Origin of the sequence: Pseudomonas sp. 10S4 (assembly GCF_034344865.1) — a bacterium.
Lineage (GTDB): Bacteria > Pseudomonadota > Gammaproteobacteria > Pseudomonadales > Pseudomonadaceae > Aquipseudomonas.
Genome location: NZ_CP133774.1, coordinates 2,299,675 through 2,320,961 on the forward strand (window position 1 = coordinate 2,299,675; position 21,287 = coordinate 2,320,961).

General features: G+C 61.2%; 18 protein-coding genes and 4 pseudogenes. 4 read left to right on the forward strand and 18 right to left on the reverse strand.

Going from position 1 to position 21,287, the window contains the following annotated elements; translation table 11 throughout:
- The 4 genes from RHM58_RS10685 to RHM58_RS10700 are packed head-to-tail and all read left to right on the forward strand — an operon-like array spanning window position 1 to window position 3,936.
- Window positions 1–1,071: a hypothetical protein gene (locus RHM58_RS10685; RefSeq protein ID WP_322270323.1), complete on the forward strand. Its 1,071-nt coding sequence runs from the start codon at window positions 1–3 to the stop codon at window positions 1,069–1,071.
- Window positions 1,068–2,015 (forward strand): hypothetical protein, encoded by a 948-nt coding sequence (locus RHM58_RS10690; protein ID WP_322270324.1) that lies wholly within the window; start codon window positions 1,068–1,070, stop codon window positions 2,013–2,015. Before RHM58_RS10685 ends, RHM58_RS10690 begins: the two co-directional genes overlap by 4 nt.
- Window positions 2,012–2,971, forward strand: a complete 960-nt coding sequence (locus RHM58_RS10695) for a hypothetical protein (RefSeq protein WP_322270326.1) — start codon at window positions 2,012–2,014, stop codon at window positions 2,969–2,971. The genes RHM58_RS10690 and RHM58_RS10695 overlap by 4 nt, the downstream gene beginning before the upstream one ends.
- Before the next feature lie 8 nt (window positions 2,972–2,979).
- Complete coding sequence (locus RHM58_RS10700) at window positions 2,980–3,936, forward strand: hypothetical protein (protein ID WP_322270327.1); 957 nt, start codon at window positions 2,980–2,982, stop codon at window positions 3,934–3,936.
- A 198-nt stretch (window positions 3,937–4,134) separates the two neighbouring features.
- Here RHM58_RS10700 and RHM58_RS10705 read toward each other — a convergent pair whose 3' ends face one another.
- The 18 genes and pseudogenes from RHM58_RS10705 to RHM58_RS10790 form a co-directional block, all read right to left on the reverse strand.
- Window positions 4,135–4,581 (reverse strand): excinuclease, encoded by a 447-nt coding sequence (locus tag RHM58_RS10705; RefSeq protein WP_201199963.1) that lies wholly within the window; start codon window positions 4,579–4,581, stop codon window positions 4,135–4,137.
- Window positions 4,582–4,610: 29 nt separating this feature from the next.
- The gene (locus RHM58_RS10710) at window positions 4,611–5,837 is read right to left on the reverse strand and encodes a beta-ketoacyl-ACP synthase (protein WP_201199965.1); all 1,227 of its coding nucleotides are present in this window, start codon (window positions 5,835–5,837) and stop codon (window positions 4,611–4,613) included.
- Window positions 5,837–6,565, reverse strand: a complete 729-nt coding sequence (fabG, locus tag RHM58_RS10715) for a 3-oxoacyl-ACP reductase FabG (protein WP_201199966.1) — start codon at window positions 6,563–6,565, stop codon at window positions 5,837–5,839. The genes RHM58_RS10710 and fabG overlap by 1 nt, the downstream gene beginning before the upstream one ends.
- Window positions 6,565–7,023 (reverse strand): hotdog family protein, encoded by a 459-nt coding sequence (locus RHM58_RS10720; RefSeq protein ID WP_201199967.1) that lies wholly within the window; start codon window positions 7,021–7,023, stop codon window positions 6,565–6,567. Before RHM58_RS10720 ends, fabG begins: the two co-directional genes overlap by 1 nt.
- Window positions 7,020–8,217 (reverse strand): annotated as a pseudogene (locus tag RHM58_RS10725) (beta-ketoacyl-[acyl-carrier-protein] synthase family protein). Before RHM58_RS10725 ends, RHM58_RS10720 begins: the two are co-directional and overlap by 4 nt.
- Window positions 8,214–8,819, reverse strand: a complete 606-nt coding sequence (locus tag RHM58_RS10730) for a hypothetical protein (protein WP_322270330.1) — start codon at window positions 8,817–8,819, stop codon at window positions 8,214–8,216. The pseudogene RHM58_RS10725 and the gene RHM58_RS10730 overlap by 4 nt, the downstream one beginning before the upstream one ends.
- Entirely contained in the window at window positions 8,819–9,544 is a 726-nt protein-coding gene (locus RHM58_RS10735) for a class I SAM-dependent methyltransferase (RefSeq protein WP_201255435.1), read from the reverse strand. The genes RHM58_RS10730 and RHM58_RS10735 overlap by 1 nt, the downstream gene beginning before the upstream one ends.
- Window positions 9,541–10,789: pseudogene (locus tag RHM58_RS10740) on the reverse strand (NAD(P)/FAD-dependent oxidoreductase). The gene RHM58_RS10735 and the pseudogene RHM58_RS10740 overlap by 4 nt, the downstream one beginning before the upstream one ends.
- A complete protein-coding gene (locus RHM58_RS10745) occupies window positions 10,776–11,936 on the reverse strand; it encodes a sodium:proton antiporter (RefSeq protein ID WP_322270331.1) in 1,161 nt (386 codons plus the stop codon). The pseudogene RHM58_RS10740 and the gene RHM58_RS10745 overlap by 14 nt, the downstream one beginning before the upstream one ends.
- Window positions 11,933–14,275, reverse strand: coding sequence for an MMPL family transporter (locus tag RHM58_RS10750; protein ID WP_201255434.1), 2,343 nt, complete (start codon window positions 14,273–14,275; stop codon window positions 11,933–11,935). The genes RHM58_RS10745 and RHM58_RS10750 overlap by 4 nt, the downstream gene beginning before the upstream one ends.
- Entirely contained in the window at window positions 14,259–14,849 is a 591-nt protein-coding gene (locus RHM58_RS10755) for an outer membrane lipoprotein carrier protein LolA (RefSeq protein ID WP_201205102.1), read from the reverse strand. The genes RHM58_RS10750 and RHM58_RS10755 overlap by 17 nt, the downstream gene beginning before the upstream one ends.
- A 164-nt stretch (window positions 14,850–15,013) precedes the next feature.
- Window positions 15,014–15,439 (reverse strand): acyl-CoA thioesterase, encoded by a 426-nt coding sequence (locus RHM58_RS10760; RefSeq protein ID WP_201199981.1) that lies wholly within the window; start codon window positions 15,437–15,439, stop codon window positions 15,014–15,016.
- Window positions 15,432–16,976: pseudogene (locus RHM58_RS10765) on the reverse strand (HAL/PAL/TAL family ammonia-lyase). Before RHM58_RS10765 ends, RHM58_RS10760 begins: the two are co-directional and overlap by 8 nt.
- On the reverse strand, window positions 16,957–17,904 hold the full coding sequence (locus tag RHM58_RS10770; RefSeq protein WP_201199985.1) for a glycosyl transferase: 948 nt from the start codon (window positions 17,902–17,904) through the stop codon (window positions 16,957–16,959). The pseudogene RHM58_RS10765 and the gene RHM58_RS10770 overlap by 20 nt, the downstream one beginning before the upstream one ends.
- The gene (locus tag RHM58_RS10775) at window positions 17,901–18,635 is read right to left on the reverse strand and encodes a glycosyltransferase family 2 protein (protein WP_322270334.1); all 735 of its coding nucleotides are present in this window, start codon (window positions 18,633–18,635) and stop codon (window positions 17,901–17,903) included. The genes RHM58_RS10770 and RHM58_RS10775 overlap by 4 nt, the downstream gene beginning before the upstream one ends.
- Window positions 18,636–18,808: 173 nt before the next feature.
- Window positions 18,809–20,488, reverse strand: a complete 1,680-nt coding sequence (locus tag RHM58_RS10780; RefSeq protein ID WP_322270335.1) for an AMP-binding protein — start codon at window positions 20,486–20,488, stop codon at window positions 18,809–18,811.
- Window positions 20,485–21,029, reverse strand: a pseudogene (locus tag RHM58_RS10785) (hypothetical protein). Before RHM58_RS10785 ends, RHM58_RS10780 begins: the two are co-directional and overlap by 4 nt.
- Window positions 21,026–21,280: an acyl carrier protein gene (locus RHM58_RS10790; protein ID WP_322270336.1), complete on the reverse strand. Its 255-nt coding sequence runs from the start codon at window positions 21,278–21,280 to the stop codon at window positions 21,026–21,028. The pseudogene RHM58_RS10785 and the gene RHM58_RS10790 overlap by 4 nt, the downstream one beginning before the upstream one ends.
- Window positions 21,281–21,287: the final 7 nt, after the last annotated feature.

The following is a 21,287-nucleotide window of genomic DNA, read 5'->3' on the forward strand; positions in this document are numbered from 1 at the left end:
GTGCGGAAGGGGCTTGGTAAGGATCGGTTCTTTATTCGATCATCTGCGGCTCCGACGCTTACGCTGTTTGGTGCGGTTATTGGCGGGCTGTCCACCGCTGCAGCAATTGCGGAGTTCAAGTCCCTGCAAACACAACTGGAAAACGCACAAAACCGAATAGACCCGTGGCTGGAGATGCGTCAGATCGTGGTCGCTGGTCAGGTCGGCGTTTTTGGCTCTCAAGCGCTATTGGGGATGGTCCAAACGGGTAGGGCCTTGGCGGGGTTAGTGGAGGTCGAAGTCGCCGTTTTGCGGTACACCCTGTACATGGGACCGTTGAACTGGATCATTTTGGCGCTGGGTGTGCTGCACCTGATTACCACGTTCTTGCAGCAAACCCCGCTGCAAAACTTCCTGAATTTCTGCTGCTGGTCAAAAGGCCGGGCGTTCGACCTCGCACCTATTCCGCCGAAAGCTCAAGTGGACGAACTCGACCGGTTGTACCGCATTCTTTATGCGCCTCGGGTCAGTATGCAAAGTAGCTCGGATATGGGTAGTGGTAACGGCCCCTCCGGGCTGGCTACCGTCAGCTCCATCAATGCCCTGACCATCGAATTGCCAGGGGCGGAGCCCGGCAGTGTCTACCTGGAACTGAGCATGGTCGGTGACCCAGTGGATACCCAGCGCTCCCGCGACCTGATCAAAAATAGCCCAATCAACCACTACAAGTCACCGCGCCCTTGGCGAGACATGACGCCTCACTGGTTGTCCAGCAGCGTCTGTCAGTGGATACCGCACAAGGAAGGTCAGGGCTTACGGCTGAGTGGTCCCTTCAAAGAACTGAGCAACGTATTGGGCACGACACCCAGCACTGTTTCGCTAAGGTTGCGCTATCGCACGCCATTGATCTCGATGCTCGGTGCCCGCACTTTTATCGGAGGTGAACTAGGGCTGGCCTTTACCCTGAATGACACCACTGGCGTGATAGAGCTGCGGGCTGACCCAACGCCGCAACTTGATCGTGTACCGAACTACGCGCTCGGCGAGGACCACCCCGGCGCCATTTACCTGCAACCCAAGGACAAACAATGAGCATGCCACCGGCAGGCACAACGAAAAAACGGATGTTTTCGCGCAATGACTACCTGGCTCCATTGCCAATTCCTACGGGTAGAAAACCCTCGGACGTGCTCAACATTATTTGGCGCAGGAACGATGTGTTTTTGGATATTGGTAGCTATAGCATCGGCTCGGCCGTGATGGTGTTGTGGCCGGTGGTGATGCTGTTTTTAGTTATGGCTTATTTCACACGCAATATCGCCTCTGGCGATTTTAGCCAAGACATATTGGTAGCAGGCTCAATCATTACAGGCGTTCCAGCGTTATTTTTGATTCAAAGCCTCTTTCGCGAAGTCCCCTTACCTGTGCGTTTCAATCGCCAACGCCGAGAAGTCTGCGTCCCCCGCGATGATGGCGAGTACTGGATCGTGCCTTGGGAAAGTGTCACAGCAGCCGCCACTCAGCAGTCGTCTGTCAGCCAGGCCGGCAAAGTGACGATGGGCTTACTGATCATTGGTTTCGAAAACCCTGATCCACTGGCCAAGGAAGACAACAAACATTTCTCGCTAGGCTTCAACTGTGGCGGCGGCACTACGGCGATGGCGTTGTGGGAGTGCATGCGCAGTTACATGGAGATTGGTCCGCACGCTGTTGAGGATCAAACCGCACGTTTCGACAGGTCAAAAGGAATATGGGCAACCTACCTGGACGATCTGATCAAGGCCGCGAAACTCAGAGGTTGGTTCGTAACAGTCCTCTGGGAAGGGTTCTGTGGAATCTTTATTTTCAACACGCTGCTGATCGACGTGCTCGAACGTTGGAAGCTAAATCCGCCCCCCGACCTGCCCTATCCCGACATCATCGAATGGTCAAAACCACTCCCTCCGGAACAATGGGCCAAATGCTCCCCGGAACTGGAGGAAGCCATAGCCACGCGCGAGGCTGAACTGGCAGTTCAGTCCAAGGACGCGGGATGAGCACGCCACCGGCAGGCACCACGAAAAAACGGATGTTTTCGCGTAATGACTATCTGGCGCCATTGCCGATCCCTACGGGTAGAAAGCCCTCTGATGTGCTTAATATCATTTGGCGCAAGAACGAGGTGTTTCTCGATGTTGGAAATTACAGCATCGGTTCGGTGGTGATGATGCTGTGGCCGATGGTGATGGTAGTTCTAGCCATGTCTTTCTTCACTAGAAATCTCAATTCTGACTTCAGCCAAGATATTTTGATTCTCGGCTCCGTTATTGTCGGGATCCCAACGCTGTTTTTGATTCAATGTCTATTCCGCGAAGTGCCCTTACCCGTGCGCTTCAACCGCCAACGTCGAGAAGTCTGCGTCCCCCGCGAAGACGGCGAGTACTGGATCGTGCCTTGGGAAAGCGTCACCGCAGCCGCCACGCAGCAATCGTCGGTCAGCCAAGCTGGCAGAGCCACGATGGGTTTACTGATCGTTGGCTTCGAAAACCCTGACCCGCTGGCCAAGGAAGACAACAAACATTTCTCGCTAGGCTTCAACTGTGGCGGCGGCACTACGGCGATGGCGTTGTGGGAGTGCATGCGCAGTTACATGGAGATTGGTCCACACGCTGTTGAGGATCAAACCGCACGTTTCGACAGGTCAAAAGGAATATGGGCTACTTACCTGGAAGATCTGATCAAGGCCGCGAAACTCAGGGGGTGGTTAGTAACAGCCCTCTGGGAAGGGTTCTGCGGGATCTTCATTTTCAATACGCTGCTGATCGACGTGCTCGAACGTTGGAAGCTAAATCCGCCCCCCGACCTGCCCTATCCCGACATCACCGAATGGTCAAAACCACTACCCCCAGAACAATGGGCAAAACGCTCCCCGAAACTTGAAGAAGCCATCACCAAACGCGAGGCTGAACTGGCCGCGCAGGCAGAACAAGCGTTGCTCAAGGAGCGGGCTTAGAGACAATCGTGACCCAACTCCCCTCACTGCCAATCCCCGGTTGCGACGATCTACCGGACCACGACGTCTGCCTCCCGGCAAACCTGCGCCCCGACGCCAATCGCTTGATCCGCTATCTGCACGAGTTGCCGCATCGGCGAGTGCGTTATTGCCCTTGGTGCGGCAAAACCGATGTGACTCTCCAGACCCCTCTGGCCCGGCAACGGCTCCCGCGTTACTACTGCGGCTCCTGTCGTAAGAGTTGCAACAGTTTGAGCGATTCTCCTTTTGCAAACATGCACCGCATGGACCTGTGGTCTACGTTTGCGGTGTACCTGCTGGCCGGTTGGTCCAGCGTCCAGATAGCCTCTCGTTTGGGCGTGACCCCAAAGGTTTACTTCAACTGGGGGGCGGCGGTCGGTGAGGTGATGGCCGAGGAGTGTCCTGAGTTGTACCAGTGGTGGACGACACGCCATTACCGAAAAAACCTGCAACCGCCCGAGCACATTGCGCTGCAACAGCAAGCGGTTATCACGTGGATCGAGACGATGCTGAATGCGCAGCACGCGACATGCCCGAGGTGCGGGGGAGAGCGGACCTATCGAATTAAAGGCATTCGCCCGAAGTTCAAGTGCGATCCTTGTGTGACCTGCTTTTCCGTTTTGTCCGGGACGCCGCTGGTCGGGATGATCCGACCTGAACTCTGGGTTGATTTCGTGCAAGGGGTGATGGATGGCCTAAGTATCCCGGACCTTAAACGGCGCTCAGGGCTGGGCATGGGCGCCAGTACGCGTTGGCGTGAGCAGTTTTTGTTATTGATCGAAACGTTGGGGCACTCTGAACTGTTGCAATGGATCACCTGGATGCGCAGTCGTCGCAACCACGAAGCGGTCAGTTTTGTGCGTCAGGGTGGTCATCTGGACAAGGCCACGCGCTCCATTTATCCGCAAGGGACGCGCAAGGGCAGGTTTGTTTCCTGGCGGTAGGTGCTGCGAAAGCTGCGATCTTTTGAATTTTTGCTTTTGGGCAACACCTGTCGGACTGCTCCCATTGTGGCGAGGGAGCTTGCTCCCGTTTGAGTGCGCAGCGCTCACAAAAATCTTCAGTGACTGTCTGAGTTTTGGGGCTGCTTCGCAGCCCAGCGCGAGCAAGCTCGCTCGCCACAGGATTGGGCATCAAGACCCTTACTGAACCTTCGCCAAATCCCCTTTCAACGCAACGCCCGCCATGATCGCGCCAGCGTGGCATTCATAGTTCGTTGCATCCTTACGCTCATTGCTCTTGTAGAAGCTGACAATGTTGGTCACCGCGTTAGCACCAGCGCCCTTGGCCGCTTGGAACAGGCTGATGATGGCCGATTGCGCGACCCATTCGCAGGCGACTGCGTCGGTCTTGTTGAAGGCGTTGGTTTTCTTGTTGGTCACGGCGCCGGGGCTGACGACGGTGACGGTGCCGGTCGGGGTGTTGCCGGCCAGGTAGAATTTCACGCTGCCATCGATTTTGCCGGTGCGGGTGGCCTCGGCAACGGCTTTATCGAGAGGCAGGTACACCGTGGTGTCGCGGGCCTGGCTGACGGCCGGTAGGGCGCAGATCAGCAGGGTGGCGGCCGCGGCGAGTTTCTTGACGTGCATGGAGGTCTCCTTGACCTTGATTAATACGGTTACGACCAGCGGCGAAAGATCAGCGAGGTGTTGACGCCGCCGAAGGCGAAGTTGTTGTTCATTACGTACTGGTTGCTCATCTGCCGGAACTCGCCGCGCAGGTAGTCGAGCTTGCCGCAGTGCGGGTCGACCTCGTCGAGGTTGAAAGTGTGCACGTACAGGTCGCGGTTCATCATTTCGATGCTGAACCAGGATTCCAGCGCACCGCAGGCCCCGAGGGTGTGGCCGAGGAAGCTTTTCTGCGAGCTGATCGGCATGTGCTCGCCGAACAACGAACTGGTTGCCTGTGTTTCGGCGATGTCGCCCTGTTCGGTCGCGGTGCCGTGACCGTTTACGTAGCCGATGTCCGACGGCTGCAAACCGGCGTCTTCCAGGGCCAGTTCCATGGCGCGGCGCATGGTCGCTTGCTCTGGACGGGTGGTGTGCTGGCCATCGGCGTTGCTGCCGAAACCGACGAGTTCGGCATGGATGTGTGCGCCACGGGCCAAAGCGTGTTCGAGTTCTTCGAGCACCAACATGCCGCCGCCTTCACCGATCACCAGGCCGTCACGGTCCTTGTCGTACGGCCGTGGGCTGGTTTGCGGCGCGTCGTTTTTCAGGCTGGTGGCGTAGAGCGCGTCGAAGACCATCGCTTCGGTCGGGCACAGTTCTTCGGCGCCGCCGGCCAGCATCAGCGGCAAGCGGCCGAACTTGATCGACTCGTAGGCGTAGCCAATGCCCTGGCTGCCGCTGGTGCAGGCGCTGGACGTCGGGATCAACCGGCCGGTGAGGCCGAAGAAGATGCTGATATTCGCTGCTGTGGTGTGCGGCATCATCCGCACATAGGAGTTGGCGTTCAGGCCTTCGGCTACCGAGTTGAGCAGCATGTTGCCGAACGCTTTTATCTCGTCGGTGCTGCCGGTGGACGAACCACAGGCGACGCCCATGCGCCCGTCCTTGATCGATTCATCGCCCAACAGCCCCGCGTCGGCCAACGCTTGCTCAGCAGCACCCACAGCGAGCCGCGAGACGCGACCCATGCTGCGCAGTTGCTTGCGGGTCCAGTGACTTGGCACTTTGAAGTCATCGATCGGCCCGGCGAGACGGGTGTTGAGTTCAGTGAAGCGGTCCCACTCGTCCATCCGGCGAATGCCGCTGCGGTTGGCTTTGAAGTTGGCGGCGATGGTTTCCCAGTCGCTGCCCAGTGAGGTGATGCCGGCCATGCCGGTGACGACGACGCGCTTCATCAGCACAGGCCTCCGTTGACGGCCAGAACCTGCCGGGTGATGTACGAGGCTTCCGCCGACATCAGGAAATTCACCGCACCGGCCACCTCTTCAGGTGTGCCCATGCGTTGTGCGGGGATCATTTTCATCAGTTCTTCCACCGGCACGTTTTCGTCGAGCATGGCGGTGTCGATCAGGCCGGGTGCGACACAGTTAACGGTGATTTTGCGCTTGCCCAGTTCGATCGCCAACGCTTTCGCCGCGCCGATCAAACCCGCCTTGGAGGCGCTGTAGTTGACCTGGCCACGGTTGCCGATCAACCCGGAAACCGAGGTGATGCAAACAATTCGCCCGGCGGCGCGACGACGAATCATCGGCATCATCACCGGGTGCAGCACGTTGTAGAAACCGTCGAGGTTGGTGCGCATCACCACATCCCAATCATCCTCGCTCAGCGCCGGAAAAGCACCGTCGCGAGTCAACCCGGCGTTGAGCACCACGCCGTAATAGGCGCCGTGAGCTTCAACGTCAGCTTCGAGAATGGCTTTGCAACTGGCGCGGTCAGACACATCAAATTGCAGCACGCGGGCGTTGCGGCCCAGCGCTTCGATTTCGGCCTTCACGGCCTCGGCCTCGGCCAGACCGCTGCGGCAATGCAGCACGATGTCGTGGCCAGCCTGGGCCAGACGCAGGGCGATAGCGCGGCCAATGCCACGGCTGGAGCCGGTGACCAGTACGAATTCAGTCATCACTCGACTCCTTGGATTTCTTGAAGATATTGCGCCGCCTGGGGCGGGCGGTACACGTTGAGCCGGGCGGTGGCGTGGATGCCGGGGGCGTTGATGTGGCATTCGAATACGCCCATGCCGCTGTCGTCTTCCAGCGAGCGCAGCCCGTGGATGGTCAGCTCGGTGCCGGCAGGAAAGTGTTCGACGTTGCATTCGAATTTGCGGGTGCCGAGCAGGAAGCCCAGCTCCACCGCATCGCCGCGCGCACGGGCATGGCAACCGGCGTAAGCCGCCACACTTTGGGCCATCAGTTCGATGCCGACCCAGGCCGGCAGGCTGCCGTCGGGACGGTTGAACAGGCCATCGGGTTTGACGGTGAGGCGGGTGTGAATCTGCTCGTCATCGAACGACAGGATCTGCTCGATGAGGATCATGTCGCCAGCGTGAGGCAGCAGTTCGGCGATCGGCCAGTCAATCATGGGGCGTCTCCGATAATCAGGCTGACGTTATTGCCACCGAAGGCAAACGAATTGCTCATCAGGTAGCGAGGTGCAATGGACGCCAGGCGAGTGGCCGGGGTCACCCAATTGAGCGCCGGCAGGTCGGGGGCGGGCTGGCCGTCCCAGACGTGCGGCGGCAGGGCGTGTTCGGGATTGTCGGCGCTCAGGCTCAACCAGCAGAACGCCGCTTCCAGGGCACCGGCGGCGCCGAGGGTGTGACCGGTCATCGGCTTGGTCGACGAGCACGGCACGCCGTCCGGAAACAACGCGGCCACGGCCAGGCTTTCCATGGCGTCGTTGTGTTGAGTGGCGGTGCCGTGCAGGTTCAGGTAACTGATTTGCGACGGTTGCAGCGCGGCACGGCTCAAGGCCTGGTACATCGCTTGCCGGGCGCCACGGCCGGTTGGTTCCGGTGCGGAAATGTGGTGCGCATCAGAGCTGGCGCCGCTGCCGAGCAGGGCGAATCGAGGGGCCGTCGCCAGCACTTTTGCTCATCAAAAACAGCACCGCCGCTTCGCCGATGTTGATGCCGTTACGGTTGGCGGAAAACGGGTTGCAGCGCTGCTCGGACACTGCTTCCAGAGCCGAGAAACCGTTGAGCGTCAGTTTGCACAAACTGTCGACACCGCCACACAGCACAGCGTCGCACATGCCCAGATCGAGCAAGCGCTGGGCGCTCATCAAGGCTCGGGCGCTGGAAGTACAAGCGGTGGAAATCACATAGGCCGGGCCGCTCAATTGCAGCCAATCGGCGAGGAAGTTTGCCGGCGCGCCGAGCTCCTGCTGCTGATAGTTGTAGTCGGCGGGGAACTCATGCTCACGAATGTAATGGGCCAATCCGCGACTGGCTTCGTCGATGCCCGAAGTGCTGGTGCCAAGCACGACGCCGATGCGTTCGCGGCCGTAGGTCTGAATCGCTTGATCGATCTCTGGACGAATTTGCAGCGCCGCTTCCAGCAGCAGTTGATTATTGCGGCTGCGTTGCTCGATCAACTCAGGCGGAATCGGTGCCAGTTCACCGTGAACCGCAGCCACCGGCAACGAACGTTCCGCCACCCAGCCAGACTCGCTTTGCATACCGGAGCAATCGCCGGCAAACAGATTGCGGGCGACTGCCTGTTTGTCGCGGCCCAGAGAGCAGATCACCCCCAGTGCGTTCAAATAGGCGGTCATGGTGTGTCTGCGCTCAGTGGCGTGACTTGGTATTTCGGGCCTTTTGGCAGGTTCAATTCAAAACTCAAGGGGTGCGCATAACGAACGTCCCAGCGCTCTGGCAACACGCGTTGCCCGCCATGCTGCGATGCAGTGGGATAGTTACTGTGCAACTCGCCTTCGGGCGTTAGCGCAAACAACAGCGCGGCGAACAGTTCCCGGGCTTCCGGGTTCGGCGGCAGCAGACCATCGGCCTGCCATTGCCCGTCTATCAACTTCTGCCGAGCCTGGGGAATGCCGAGCAAATCCATCATCGACCAACGCAGGCCCGGACCTTCCTGCTGGATCACTAACACCCAGTCCTGACGCTGGTCAGCCATCAAACGCTGGATGTGCAATTGCAAAGGCAACGCCAGCGTCGGGCTGTGCTCGGGCAGCGGCGCGCGGCTGGCGCAAGCGCTCAGCAGCAGGGCAAAACCCAGCAGTACAAATCTCAGCAGCACCGCAAACCCTGTGGGAGCGGGCTTGCTCGCGAAGGCGGTCTGACATTCACCAATGATGTCGACTGACACACCGCTTTCGCGAGCAAGCCCGCTCCCACAGTTTTGAATTGCGCTAGACATCAAACAACACCTTCAAGAGGTTTGCGCGCCACGACATTGACCAGGGTTTCTTCCCGTTGGCCAAACGGCTTCGGCTTACGCAAACCAAAACGTTCAAACAGCCCGAAATCCTTTGCGCGGCTCCACCACAAGTACGGATAAGACACATTCTGCGGGCCGAATTCAAAACCCTGCTGGCGAATCATTTCCAGATACCCGGCTGCACTCTTCTGCACGTGCATCGGATGACGGAACAACCAGCGAATCACCCACGTATCAATGTAAGCCTCGGTGGACTCGGCGAACAGCAGATAGCCGCCCGGCTTGAGCACGCGATAGAACTCGGCCAGGGCCAAGTCCTGTTCGACGAGGTGATGAAAGGTCTGGTGACAGAACAGCAGGTCGACGCTGGCGTTGGCCACGTTGAGCGTCGCGCAGTCGCTGCCGATCAGCTCCACCGTCATGCCCTGACGCGCCGCCTCTTCTCCGCTGAGGTGCAGGCTGTGCGGGTCGGCATCGACACCGATCAGGCGTTGCGGCGAAAAAGTCTGGCGCAGGTACTGGAACGACTTGCCCTGGCCGCAACCGGCATCCAGCAACACCGGGTTGCTGGGCAGCGAATCGCTGAACAGGTTGCGCAGGTCGTTGATTGCCACCCGCAGCACATGGTGCTGCCAGGTGTGGCTGCGCAGGAACCAGAAACCGAATTTGGTTTCTTCGACGTAGTTGTCGCTCAGGTAACTCATGTCGCATCCCTTGCACAGATTTCCGAAATCACCTTCAACCGACGCTTCGCTTCGCTGACGAACGGATTGCGTTCATCCCAGGCGTAACCGGCGAGGATCGAGGCGATCATCCGGCGGATGTCCGGTGAGCTGCCATCATGGAAAATCACGTCCTGGAAGGTCCCGGCGTACCAGCCTTCGACGTAGCAGCGGAAGGTGTCGACGCCACGTTTGAGCGGGGCGGCGGAACTCGGTCTGCCAGTCGACGCTTTCACCCTGCAATTGGCGATGCAATACGCCGGCGGCCATGCTCGCCGAGCGCATCGCGATGGTCACACCAGAGGAGAACACCGGGTCGAGGAATTCCGCCGCGTTGCCCAGCAGCGCAAAGCCCGGGCCGTGCAGGGTTTTGACGTTGGCCGAGTAGCCGCCGATGGTCCGCGCCGGGGTGTCCCACACCGCGTTGTTCAGCACACCGGCCAGGCTTGGGGTTTCGGCGATAAAGCCGCGCAGGCATTCGTCCAGATTGTCGGTACGACCGTCGAAATGTTCGGCGGCGGCCACCACACCCACCGAGCACCGGCCGTTGCTGAACGGGATGGTCCAGAACCAGATGTCGCGATGGGTCGGATGGGTGGTGACGAGGATCTTGGTCCGGTCGAAGGCCGGGTTGTCGATCAGGTCCTCAACGTGGGTGAACACGGCTTGGCGCACCGGGAAATTCGACGGTGCTTCGAGGTCGAGCAGGCGCGGCAGCACGCGGCCGTAGCCGCTGGCGTCGAGCACGAAGTCGGCTTCGACGCGATACTCGCTGCCGTCCTCGCGCAGCACATTCAGCTGCGGTTTCGGCAGGTCGAAATCAGCGCTGACGATGGCTTCGCCGTAACGCAATTCCACACCTTGCAACGCTGCTTGATCGGCCAGCAACTTGTCGAAATCGGCGCGTTGCACCTGAAACGTGGTCGGCTTGCCGTTGCTGAACGTGTCGCCGAAATCGAAGTCGCTGTACTGCTCGCCCCACGCGAACGCAGCGCCGGTTTTTATCTGAAAACCAGCGGCGTTCACCGCTTCAAGCATGCCGGCCTCTTCGACGAAATCGAGGCAATGGGACAACAGGCTTTCACCGATGGAAAACCTTGGAAAATGTTGGCGCTCGATCACCAATACATCGTGACCCTTGCGCTTGAGCAGTGCGGCGGCGATGGCGCCCGAAGGGCCTGCGCCGATGACCACAACCTGACGACGTTCCATTTCAACGGTTGGCACGGGAGCTCCTTGCCGGGGCGGCGATATTCAGCGGGATTCGGTGCATGCCGGCCAACGCCGGCAGCAATGTTGCGATCAGGCCCATCAACATCAGCGCGAAGTACAACGCCGGGCTGATGAGTTGTTGTTGCAGCAGCAGGTTGAGAAAGACGATCTCGCTCAAGCCACGAATGTTCAGCAGCAGGCTTTCCCGCCAGCGGCTGGCGCCGTCAAACGAGGCGCCGGCCCAGCCCAGGCCGAGCCAGTTGCCCAGCAGTTTGCTGATGATCGGGAATAACAGCAGCGCGGTCAGTTGCAACCAGCCGAGGCTGGCCATGGCGCTGTGCACGTCGATCTGCACGATGCCGAACGTGAGAATCAGCGGGATGGCGATCCAGGTCTGCAAGCGATTCATCCAGACCGCCGGCAACGGCAACACCAGCGGCACTTTGAGCACGGCCATGCACAGCAGATAGCCGATGCCGAAAATCAGTGCGTTGAGCTTGAAATGCTCGGCCACAACCAGCAGCGCGAAGAAGCAGCCGCTGTGCAGCAGCGGTTGGCGCAAACCGAGCAGGCGCAACAGCAACGGCAGGCACGCGCCGGCCAGTGGCAGCAGCAAACTGCTCAGGTGCAGGCTGCCTTGGGCGAAGCCGAACAACGTCCAGCACGTGAGGTCGATGAGGATCGCGGTTTGCACCAAACGCCGGGTGGCGGCGGGCGGGTAGTTGATGTGTCGCAGGTACAGGTACAACACCGGGATCGCGGTGATGGCGAACACCAAACCGACCGCCAACGAGCTGATCCACGATTGCGTCGGCAACAGCCAGACCGCTGTCGCCAGCCCGCAGGCGAAGGGCAGGCAGAAACTCGGCAGGGCGATTTTCAGGCTCTGGCGATCCAGTTGCAGGTCGATCACGTCGCTGAGGATGTGTCCCAGCAGCAAGGCGAAACTCAGGCTGTAGAGGTTTTTCAGCCATACCGGCGAGATCAGATCGGCGCCGCTGAGCTGCCAGCCCGGCTCGATCCAGAAATACATCAACAGCGGCAAGCCAAACGTCGCCAGCAGCAATTGGCTGACAATCGGGATCAACCCGAAATGCCGGCCGACGCGGGTCGCGACGGCGAACAGCCCCAGCGCCATCGCCCAAAACAGCACGATCATCATGCTGCCGGCTCCGCGACGGCAGTGGCATGGACGTGACGCCCGGCCCATGGCGCGAGGATGAAGCTGAACGCCAGCCCGAGGCTCACCGATAGACCGAAGTTGCTCACCGCCGGCGTACTCGACACCGCCAGCAACCCGAACGACAGCCAAGTGGTCAACGCCGCCAGCAAGGTGCCCAGCAGGCTCACAGCGGCACCGCCGACTTGTTCGCGCATGAGGATCGCGTAATCGACGCTGATGGCCGTCACCAGCAGCAGGCCGAACAGGCTGAACAGTGTCAGCGGCTGGCCGAGCCAACCGAGGCTGGCGAGGCTGCACAGTGCGGCGAGCAATGGCAGGGCGACGATGCGCAACGCGCCGCTGAGGCCGAACGGCAGGATCAACACCAGCACGATCAGCACGCAGGAGGCGAGTTTCAATTCAGCGGCGCTGATCTGCGTAGCAGCGAAGACCTTATTCAGCTCGCCGAGGCGATCCACCAATTGCACGCCCGGTAAATCCAGCGCCTGAACCCGCAGCAGCGACGGGTTGTTCAAGCCTTGCAGGCTGATCATGGCTGCCACGCCGCCGTCAGCGGTCGGCCCCAGCCACAGGGTGCGATAAGGTTCGGCTAACGGCCCGGCCAGCGCTGCATCGATGTCTTCGGTGGGCAGCGCTTGCAACTTCGCCAGTTCGGCTTGCAGCGCCTCGACTGGTACGCCGACGTCGAGCAACGGTTGCCAGAATTGCGGCAGTTTATTTAGCGCTTCACGTACTTGCTTCTGCTCACTTGGCTGGCTGACCAGTTGATTGAGGGACAGAAAGCCCTGGAGTTTGTCGAGGTTGACCAGTTGCTCCAGGCGATCAGTCAGGGCGCTTTGGCGTTCGAGTAATTCTTGCTGGTTGGCGGCGCGGATCAGGAAGAACTGGCTGGTGGGTTGGTAGCCGGTAATGCGCGCGATGGTCTGGGCTTCGTCGGTCAGGTGTTGCGGCATACCGACCCATTGGCGAATGTCGTTCTTGGTGCTGAGTTGCAACAGACCGCCGACACAGAAGACGATCAGCAGCGCCAGCAACACTGGCGTGCGAGCGCGTTGGAGAAGCGCTTCACGCAGGTTCACCAGAAACTCGGCAACCCGCAGCGGCCATTGCGCCGGCCGCAGGTCAGTGCCCTTGAGCAGGGCCGGCAGCAGGCACACCGCCGACAGGTAGGCGCCGAACAGGCCGGCGGCGGAGAACACGGCGATTTGGGTCAGCGCCGGGAACGGCGTCCAGGCCAGGGCGAGGTAGCCGATGCAACTGGTGATCAGGCTCAATGTCAGCCCCGGCAAGGTCAGGCGCAGGGCTGGCCAACTGTTCCAGGGTTTCAGGCTCCAGCTCTTGGACAGGTAGTGCAACGGGTAATCGACGGCAACGCCGATCAGGCTGGAACCGAGCACCAATGTCATCACGTGCAGATGGCCGAACAGCGCGATGCAGGCCACTCCACCGAACAGCATGCCCACCAGCACCGGGACAAACGCGAGCAACACGCGCAGCCGCCGGAAGGCCAGCAACAGCAACAACAGGATGCCGAGTGTGGCGCCGCCACCGACCCAAGTCATTTCCCTGGTCGCTTGTTGCTGACCGTTGGCCGCATAGAGCAAGCCGCTGGCAGCGAGCAACTGCACGTCGCCCTGAGCCGCTTCTTCACGACTGTGTTTGAGCAGTGCGGCCACTTGCAGCGGCAGGTTCATGTCGAAGGCGTTGCCGGTGGTCCGCGCTCGCAGCAGCACCCAACTCTTGCCGTCTGCATCGGCGACCAAGGCACCGCTGCCGATGTCCAGTTGCACCGCGCCGTGTTGTGGCTGGCTGTTCTGGATGCGCCCGGTCAGGCCCAGCCAGTCATCCTGGCTCGGCACCAGGCTGAAACCGGTGAACGGGTCGAACAGCGCTTGCACGCGCTGTTGAATGAAAGCGTCGGGATGCTCGATCAGTTGTTGCCGATCCGCGTCCGAGAGCATCGCCAGCCGACCTTGCAGCAGCTGCGTGCGCAGCGCCGGCAAGTCGGCTTGCAGGGTCCATTGGACCTTTTCGAACAGACCGCTGGCCTGCCATTGCTCGCCGAGTTTCTGCGCCATGGCCACGGCTTGCTGGCGATCGGTATGGCCGACCAGCACCAGCATTTCGCGGTTCAGCGGTTCTTGCATGCGTTGTTCGGCGCGCAGTTCCAGCGCGTCCGGCGCCGTACCTGGCACCAGTTCCATCAGGTTGGCCGACAGCGGTGCGCCGTCACGCCATTGCCAGCCGGCGAGCGCGAGCACCGCCAGCAGCAGGATCAGGAACAGCCGTGGGAGCATCCGTTCACTCGGCAAAGTCATGTTGCTCCGCGTCACTCAACGGTTGGGCGCTAGTGCTGTCCTGCATGCGCATGAGGGTGCTGTCTCCCTGGGTTTCCAGCAGTTCGATGCTGTTCACCAACTCGCCGCCGTCGATGTTGATCTGGTTGAACACTTGCTTGAGCAGCATCGAGCGCGGGGTGAGGGTCAGCTTCCATTTCTGCGCATCGCCGCTCAGCGACAGCTCGAAATCCCGTTGCAAACCGCTGCTGTCACCTTGCAGTACGGCGAGGAACAAACGGTTCTGCTCGGCACCGGCGCTCTTGCCCGGCAGCAGTTGCCAGCCGCTGGCGTCACGCCGGGCGATGCCCTTGGCGTTGATGCGGTAATCCTGTTGCAGCGGGGTTTTCAGCAGCCAGAGCAAGCCGTGATTTTTAGCGAGGACGAAGGTGCCCTTGCTGGTCAGCGGCTGGGGCAGGGCGCGCAGGTGTTTTTCCTGGACGAAGTTGCCGTGGATCACATCCGGCTTGGCTAGCTGATCGCTGAGTTGTTGCAGGTCGAAGGCCTGCGCGAGCGATGGCAGCCCTAGTAGCGCCAACACGGTCAGACACGTGATCGCTGAAAAACGTGGCGAGCGAGCTTGCTCGCGCTGGGCTGCGAAGCGGCCCCAAAAACTTGCCAACCATTGCCCTGATTGTGAGTGCTGAGCACTCAAGCGCGAGCAAGCTCGCTCGCCACAGGGGACTGGGTTGGCCTCAGAAGAGGTATCGATACCGGTGTTCATGGCAGCATCCTTTCTACAGCGTCGGTGAACACTTTCGGCGAGGCCAATTGCATCTCACGGCTGCTCATGTCGACAGCGACCTGCACGGAAACGGCGCGGGTCAGGCGCTCACCGGTTTGCAGATCGCTGATCAGATAATTGATCTTCAGGCGGTTTTCCCACTCCACCAGGCTTGCGCGCACGTTGATCTTCTGGCCGAACACCGCACCGCGCACATAGCGCAGTTGCAGGTCGATCACCGGCCAGGCAAAACCCGACTCGACCATGGCGGTGTAGTTGTGGCCGAGCTTGTCCAGCAGCGCACACCGGGCGACTTCCAGGTATTTGACGTAATGGCCGTGCCAGACCACGTTCATGGTGTCGACGTCAAAGAACGGCACGAGGATTTCCGTATCGGCGTGAAGCACTCCCTTGCTACGCATGCAGCCTCCAGTGTTGCTCGGCGATTCGTTTCAGGCACAGACGCAATTCGCCTTCCAGGGCACGGTCTTCGATGACCGGCGGGAAGTCTTTGGCCAGCTCTTCGTGCATCGCGGCCAGGGATGGTGGCAGTGGCCGTGCGTCCTCAACCTGGCTGCGCAGCCAGACGCCTTGGTTGGCGGCCAGCAGGGTGGCGGCGGCGACTTGTTCGGTCAGCTCCAGCACACGGATCGCATCGCGGGCGGCGATGGTGCCCATGCTCACCTTGTCCTGGTTGTGGCACTCGGTGGAACGCGAGAACACGCTGGCCGGCATGGTGTTTTTCAGGGCTTCGGCGGTCCAGGCGCTGGTGCCGATCTGCACGGCTTTGAAGCCGTGGTTGAGCAATGGCGCGGTCGGCAGTGGCGCCAGACAGGTTGCTCGGCAAACCGTGGTTGTAACGCTCGTCCACCAGCAGCGCGAGTTGCCGATCCAGCAAGTCAGCAACGTTGGCGACGAGGGTTTTCAGGCTGTCCATGGCGAACGCGATGTGGCCGCCGTAGAAGTGCCCGCCGTGCAGCACGCGTTCGGCTTCGGCGTCGATGATCGGGTTGTCATTGGCGCTGTTGAGCTCGATCTCGATGAACGAACGCAGCCAGTTCAGGCTGTCGGCCAACACGCCGAGCACATGCGGGGCGCAACGCAGCGAGTAGCGGTCTTGCAGACGATGCAACGGCGCGGTCGGCGCGTCGATGGCCAGGTCTTTGCGCAGCCATGCGGCGACTTGCATCTGCCCCGGATGCGGCTTGGTAGCGAACAGGCGTTCGTCGAAATGCTCAGGATTGCCTTGCAGCGCCACCACGTTCAACGCGGTGATGCGCGTGGCCAGTTGCAGCAGGTAATCGGCGCGGGCGAAGGCCAGGCAAGCGATGCCGGTCATCACGGCGGTGCCGTTCATCAGTGCCAGGGCTTCTTTAGGCCGCAGCACCAGCGGCTGCCAACCGAGTTCGCGATGCACGTCGGCGGCTTCGCGACGTTCGCCACGGAACATCACTTCGCGCTCGCCGGACAATGTCGCGGCTACGTAGGACAGCGGCGTCAAATCACCGCTGGCGCCCACCGAGCCTTCTTCCGGGATCAGCGGCAGGATGTCGTGTTCCAGGAACGCTTGCAGGCGTTCCAGCAGTTCCACGCGCACCCCGGACACGCCGTGGCACAGTGACTGCAAACGCGCCGCGAGTACTGCGCGGGTGGCCTGGGCGTCGAGCAGTTTGCCCAAGCCACAGCCGTGGAACGTGTACAGATGACGCGGCAGTGCTTCGACGTGATGCAGCGGCACCGCGACTACGCAGGAATCGCCGTAACCGGTGGTCACGCCGTAGATCACGCCTTCCTTGTCCAGCAGCGAATCCAGGAAGCGCGCACCCTTGGCGATGCGCTCGCGGTATTCAGGGTCGCCCTGCAACTGCGTCGGCGCCTGACGGTTGGCCAGGGCCAGCACGTCTTCGATGCGCAAGGGAGTTCGCCGAAGGTTACCGGCTCAAGCGTTGGCGTCGTCATCGGTCTTCCAGAAAGGGTAAAAGTTGAACCATTGTTGGGGCGCTTCAAGGCAATAGTGACCCAAGCGTTCGGCGTAGCGGGATGCCCACTGATGAATGACCTGTTCGCGGTCGCTGCGCTTCCACACCACGGCCTCGGCGAACGGTTCGAGGGTCAGTCGATAGTCGCCGGTCGGCTTCTTCAAACACAGCAACAGATTGACCTGACATTTGAGCAAACCGGCCAGCAGCCACGGACCTTGGGGGAACGCTGCCGGATGGCCGAGGAAATCCACAGTCACGCTGCGCCCGCCATGCAAGGGCACACGGTCACCGGCAATCGCCAGCCACTCGCCGCGCTCCAGGCGTTCGTGCAGTTGCAGCATGATCACCGGGTTCAGTTCGCTGACCTGGATCAGCCGCAAATTGGTCGCCCCGGCTTCGCCCAGCAAGCGGTTGAACTGCTCGGCGTGCTTGGTGTGCACCAGCACGTTCATCGTGACTTTTTCGCCGATCTCGGCCAGCGCGCGGCAGACCTCGAGATTGCCCAGGTGCGCGCCGACCAGCATCTGCCCACGGGCGCCGCGCAGCTGCGTGCGCAACAGCGCCGGGTCGATGATTTCGATCTGCTCGATGCTCAGCTTGCCGTTCCAGACGTCGAGCTTGTCGAGCATCGAATCGGCGAAGGCCATGAACTGCCCGAAAACCCGCCAATGGGTCGGGCGCAATTCATTGCGGCCACTCCAGTCGGCGAGGCGTTGCTGGTATTGCCAGGCGCTTTTACGAGCGCTGCGGCCGAACAGGAAAAAGTACAAGACGATGCCGTACAGCAGCGGGCTCAACAGCCGCCGGCCCAGCACTTTGGCGCAGAGGGCGGTGAATTTCATCAGCCAGAAACTGCCGCGCTCCTCGCGGTCAGCCCAGTGCTTTTTGTCTGTCTCGGTGCTCATGCTCGCCACCGCCGCCAGAGGATCAGCGGGGCGCGCAGCAACATGCCGAAGAACAGCCGGGTGTGCATGCTCGAGATCAGTACGTTGTCGCGGAATAGGCGAAAATGCGAGACGCCGTCCAGCGGGTAATGGACCTTGGTGTGCAGCCACTGCATCGGCAGGTTGCGCCAGGCCAGGCGCACCAGAATGTCCGAGTCGAAATCCATGCGTTTGCCGATCTTCGCTGAGTCGATCAACGCCAGGGTTGGCGGCAATGGATAGACGCGAAAACCGCACATCGAATCGCGGATCTGCAACGACAACGTGTTGATCCAGACCATCACGTGGGTGAGGTAGCGCGCATACAAACGGCCCTTGGGCACGCTGGCGTCGTAGAGCGGATAACCGCAAATCACGGCTTCGGGATGGGCGCGGGACTGTTCGATAAAAACCGCGACGTCGGTGAGGTCATGCTGACCGTCGGCGTCCACCTGCAAGGCGTGGCTGAAACCCAGGCGCGAGGCTTCGCGAAAACCGGTCATGACGGCGGCGCCCTTGCCTTGATTGATGGTGAGGCGAATCAGGTAGGTGTGCTCACGTTGTGCCAGTTGATCGAGCACTTTTGCGCAGGCCGGGGTGCTCGCGTCGTCTACCAGGATGCACGGCAAACCTTGGGCGAGCAGTGCGTCGACCACCGTGGTGATGGCGGTTTCGTGGTTGTAGACCGGGATGATGGCGCAGGGGTTATGCATGGCGAAGAGCCTCCGCCAATCCATTGTGGCGAGGGAGCTTGCTCCCGTCCGAGTGCGAAGCGCTCGTAATGAAATCTGCGGCGACTGGTTTTGGGTCTGCTACGCAGCCCAGCGGGAGCAAGCTCCCTCCCCACAGAGATCTCCACTGCAACAGTGATTTCCATTGCCAAAGATTAAGCATTCGCCGCCTCCAGCACGATCCGCCCGCTGGAGCAGGTGGCAGTGTCGTTGCGATAGGCGAAGTACAACTTGCCGCGCACCGGGTCGAACCGCAGGTGCAGCTGGATTTCATCCCCTGGACGCACCAGTTGCTGGAATTTCAGCACTTCCATGCCGGCGAATCTAGTCGGCAAGTCCATCAACTGCTGACCCAGGCTCAAGGCCCAATCCACCTGCACCACGCCGGGCAATACCGGTGCCTGTGGAAAGTGGCCGCTGAAGTAGGCCAGGTCTGGCGGCACCGCCAGTTGCAGGCTCCACTCGCCGTCGGTTTCGACCTGTTCCAGCACCTCTGGCGCCTTCGGGCGTGGGGCCAGCAGCAGGGCTTCGACGTCGGCCTGGGGCAGTTTGCCTTGGGCGTTCAACGGCAACTGGCGCAGCAAACGCCAGCGCCGAGGCAAGGCGAGGGCTTCGCAATGTTGGCTCAGGTGCTGACGCAGTTCTTGAGTGAGGGTGCGCCGACCCTGATTGCGCAGGGCGTGCAGCCCTTGCTGACTGAGCACCAGCAACGCGCCCAGCGAGGCACGGTTTTCCTGAACCACCCCGAGGCGCGCTTCGGCGACCCAGTCGTGGGCCATCAGCGCCTGTTCCAGCATCGGTAGCGAGATACGTTTTTCTTCCAGTTTGACGATCCGGTCCAGCCGTCCCAGCAGTTCGAAACGGCCGTCGGCAGCAATCCGCGCAGCGTCGGCGGTGTGTTCAATGTGGCCGGCCGGCAAGTAGGGCGAGGCGATGAGCAACGCGCCGTCGCTGTCCTGGCTCAACACGACGTCGGCGAACGGCTGCCAGAGGTTCTGGTCCTGACGCCAGGCAATACCGCCGGTTTCCGAGCTGCCGAGGATTTCCGTCGGCCATTGCTCCAGGCGTTCGAACAGGCTTTGCGCAGCCTCGGCGGGCAGGGCGCCGCCGGAGGAAAATACCCGGCGCACCGCGCTCAAGGCTGGCCAGTCGAGGTTATCGCCCATGCGCTTGAGCAGCGCCGGGCTGGCGACCCAGGCGAACGCCGAGTGTTCGCGGCTGGCGCGCTGCAAGTCTTCCGGGAAGGCCAGTTGCTTGCGCACGAACGGCCGCCCGGCGCACAGCGGCCAGAGCACCCGGAACAGCAAACCGTAAATATGTTGGGTGGCGACGCTGCCGATGATGCAGGCCGAGCCCAGGTCGGCGCCCCAGAGCTGCTCCAGGGCTTGAACCTCATTGGCCAGTTGTCGCAGGGTTTTGTCGATGCGCTTGGGCTCGCCACTGGAGCCAGAGGTGCACAGGCTGAGCTGACAGCGATCCAGGTCCAGCGCGGCGGCGGACATTGGCGAATGCTGATAGTCACTCAAGTGCGCATCATCGGCCTGATCGGTCAGCCACAGATCGACTTCAGTCGACCAGCGCTGGCGAGTCTGGGCTTGCAGGTCGGCGGGCAGCAGCACGCTGACCCCGGCGCGCCAGGCGCCCAGCAGCGCAATCGCCAGGTCGGCGCCATCTTCGAGGTGCACGGCAATGCGCTGCACACCCTGGGCTTGCAGGCCGGCGGCGAGGCGCAGGGCCTGTTCGCACAATTGCGCGTGGTTCAGCGCCGGTTCGGCCGTCACGGCACGTTCCGGCTGAGCCTTGAGCAGCAGTTGCTCAAGTGTTATCCAATTCATGGGTGGCCTCGTACCCGTTGTCGTATCAGCCATTCAATGGCAAACATCAGGCCGATCAATCCATAGGAGATCAGGCCGGTGTACAACATCCACCAACTCAGCGGCGCCCAAAGGGTCAGCGCGGCGGCGCACAATCCGTTGCAGAGAAAAACACACTCCAGGCCACGGTGACCTGGCGGGTGTAAACAATTGCCTTGGCCGGCAGGTGCGGTTCACGCAGACGGGCCAGGCGTTCGGCCATCGGCGGGCCGTATTTCAGGCTCAGCCCGAATAGCGCCAACATGAAGCCGCTGATCAGCACCGGATACCAACGCAACAGCGCCGGGCTGTCGAACAGCGCCAGCAGCAGGCAAAACGCGATGGCGACGATGGCCATCCACAGGCTTCCGGGCCGCCGCACGCCGGTCAACGCGCGAGCCAGCCACAGGCTGCCCAGGAGCAGGCCGAACTGCCACGGGGCGAAATGCTCCATGCCGAAATACACCGCAAAGGGGTACAGCAGGCCCACCAGCAGCAGGCCGAGGCCGATCAATCGGCTCATGCGGCCGGTTGAACCAGACGGTAGACCGCCTCGACCACGTCGCTGACGGTACGCACCGTTTTGAATTCTTCGGCGGCGATTTTCTTGCCGGTCTGGCGCTTGGTGCGATCGATCAGGTCGACGGCGTCGAAGGCTTCGATTTCCAGGTCCTGGTACAGGTTGGATTCCAGGCTGACGCGCTCGGGGTCCAGCTCGAAGAGTTCGACCAGCGCATCGCGCAGGGTGTTGAAGATGTCGTCACGAGTTTGCATGGTCCGG

What these genes read in the sequence shown, in the direction of transcription:
- RHM58_RS10690 (WP_322270324.1), top strand. Translation starts at nt 1,068, where the DNA reads ATGAGCATGCCACCGGCAGGCACAACGAAAAAACGGATGTTTTCGCGC.
- RHM58_RS10695 (WP_322270326.1), top strand. Translation starts at nt 2,012, where the DNA reads ATGAGCACGCCACCGGCAGGCACCACGAAAAAACGGATGTTTTCGCGT.
- RHM58_RS10705 (WP_201199963.1), bottom strand. Translation starts at nt 4,581, where the DNA reads ATGCACGTCAAGAAACTCGCCGCGGCCGCCACCCTGCTGATCTGCGCC.
- RHM58_RS10710 (WP_201199965.1), bottom strand. Translation starts at nt 5,837, where the DNA reads ATGAAGCGCGTCGTCGTCACCGGCATGGCCGGCATCACCTCACTGGGC.
- fabG (WP_201199966.1), bottom strand. Translation starts at nt 6,565, where the DNA reads ATGACTGAATTCGTACTGGTCACCGGCTCCAGCCGTGGCATTGGCCGC.
- RHM58_RS10720 (WP_201199967.1), bottom strand. Translation starts at nt 7,023, where the DNA reads ATGATTGACTGGCCGATCGCCGAACTGCTGCCTCACGCTGGCGACATG.
- RHM58_RS10730 (WP_322270330.1), bottom strand. Translation starts at nt 8,819, where the DNA reads ATGTCTAGCGCAATTCAAAACTGTGGGAGCGGGCTTGCTCGCGAAAGC.
- RHM58_RS10735 (WP_201255435.1), bottom strand. Translation starts at nt 9,544, where the DNA reads ATGAGTTACCTGAGCGACAACTACGTCGAAGAAACCAAATTCGGTTTC.
- RHM58_RS10745 (WP_322270331.1), bottom strand. Translation starts at nt 11,936, where the DNA reads ATGATGATCGTGCTGTTTTGGGCGATGGCGCTGGGGCTGTTCGCCGTC.
- RHM58_RS10750 (WP_201255434.1), bottom strand. Translation starts at nt 14,275, where the DNA reads ATGACTTTGCCGAGTGAACGGATGCTCCCACGGCTGTTCCTGATCCTG.
- RHM58_RS10760 (WP_201199981.1), bottom strand. Translation starts at nt 15,439, where the DNA reads ATGCGTAGCAAGGGAGTGCTTCACGCCGATACGGAAATCCTCGTGCCG.
- RHM58_RS10770 (WP_201199985.1), bottom strand. Translation starts at nt 17,904, where the DNA reads ATGAGCACCGAGACAGACAAAAAGCACTGGGCTGACCGCGAGGAGCGC.
- RHM58_RS10775 (WP_322270334.1), bottom strand. Translation starts at nt 18,635, where the DNA reads ATGCATAACCCCTGCGCCATCATCCCGGTCTACAACCACGAAACCGCC.
- RHM58_RS10780 (WP_322270335.1), bottom strand. Translation starts at nt 20,488, where the DNA reads ATGAATTGGATAACACTTGAGCAACTGCTGCTCAAGGCTCAGCCGGAA.
- RHM58_RS10790 (WP_322270336.1), bottom strand. Translation starts at nt 21,280, where the DNA reads ATGCAAACTCGTGACGACATCTTCAACACCCTGCGCGATGCGCTGGTC.